Source organism: Streptomyces sp. NPDC050743 (genome assembly GCF_044456925.1).
In the GTDB taxonomy this organism is placed as follows: Bacteria; Actinomycetota; Actinomycetes; order Streptomycetales; family Streptomycetaceae; genus Streptomyces.
In genome coordinates, this window is record NZ_JBITGJ010000344.1 from 1 (window position 1) to 1,140 (window position 1,140).

Annotated in this window: 1 protein-coding gene and 1 pseudogene; both read left to right on the top strand. The window is 70.2% G+C overall.

From position 1 onward, the window contains the following. Positions 1 to 123, top strand: a pseudogene (locus ACIBJF_RS53535) (sugar ABC transporter ATP-binding protein); the annotation flags it as partial. A gap of 2 nt (positions 124 to 125) precedes the next feature. After that, positions 126 to 1,034: a sugar phosphate isomerase/epimerase family protein gene (locus tag ACIBJF_RS53540; RefSeq protein WP_399185136.1), complete on the top strand. Its 909-nt coding sequence runs from the start codon at positions 126 to 128 to the stop codon at positions 1,032 to 1,034. The last annotated feature ends 106 nt before the right edge of the window (positions 1,035 to 1,140 follow it).

Below are 1,140 nucleotides of genomic sequence, written 5' to 3' on the forward strand. Positions count from 1 at the left end.
GGCGCCGAACTCGCCGCCCTCAAACACGAACTGGCCCAGGTACGCGGCGTCGACACCGACGAACTCCCCGAAGAGGAAGACCTCACCGCACCCGTCGCGCCCTCTGCGGAAGGAGCCCCCTGACCATGGCCACCCCCACCCCGCTGGACCGTATCCGGGTCGGCTCGGCCCCCGACTCCTGGGGAGTCTGGTTCCCCGACGACCCGCGGCAGGTGCCCTGGGAACGCTTCCTGGACGAGGTGTCCGAGGCCGGCTACGAGTGGATCGAACTCGGCCCCTACGGCTACCTCCCCACCGATCCCGCGCGGCTCAGGGACGAGGTGGCCCGGCGGAACCTGAAGGTCTCCGCGGGCACGGTCTTCACCGGCATGCACCGCGGCCCGTCCGTCTGGGCGGAGACCTGGGCGCACGTCAGCCAGGTCGCCGCGCTCACCCAGGCGATGGGCGCGCGGCACCTGGTGGTCATCCCGTCCTTCTGGCGGGACGACAAGACCGCCGAGATCCTGGAGCCGCCGGAGCTGACCGCCGAGCAGTGGGCGCACCTGACCAAGGGCATGGAGCGGCTCGGCCACGAGGTCAAGGAGACGTACGGCCTGGACATCGTGGTCCACCCGCACGCCGACACCCACATCGACACCGAGGACCACGTCGAACGCTTCCTGGACTCCACCGACTCCGAGCTGGTCAACCTCTGCCTGGACACCGGGCACTACGCCTACTGCGGCGGGGACAGCGTCAAGCTCATCGAGACCTACGGCGAGCGCATCGGCTACCTCCACCTCAAGCAGGTCGACCCGGACGTCCTCGCCGAGGTGATCGCCGGCGAGGTGTCGTTCGGGCCGGCGGTGCAGCGCGGGGTCATGTGCGAACCGCCTTCCGGCGTACCAGAGTTGGAGCCTGTACTGAAGGCCGCGCAGGGGCTGGGCGTGGAGCTGTTCGCGATCGTCGAGCAGGACATGTATCCGTGCGAGCCGGACAAGCCCCTGCCGATCGCGGTACGGACGCGGCGGTTCCTGCGGTCCTGCGGGGCCTGAGCCGCAACCTTTTGAAGGCTCCCCTCCCTGAAGGGAGGGGATGCGTCGCCCTCCAGGGCTGTGCGGGGATTTACGGCTCAGGCCGCCGCCGGAGCCGGCGGCTCGG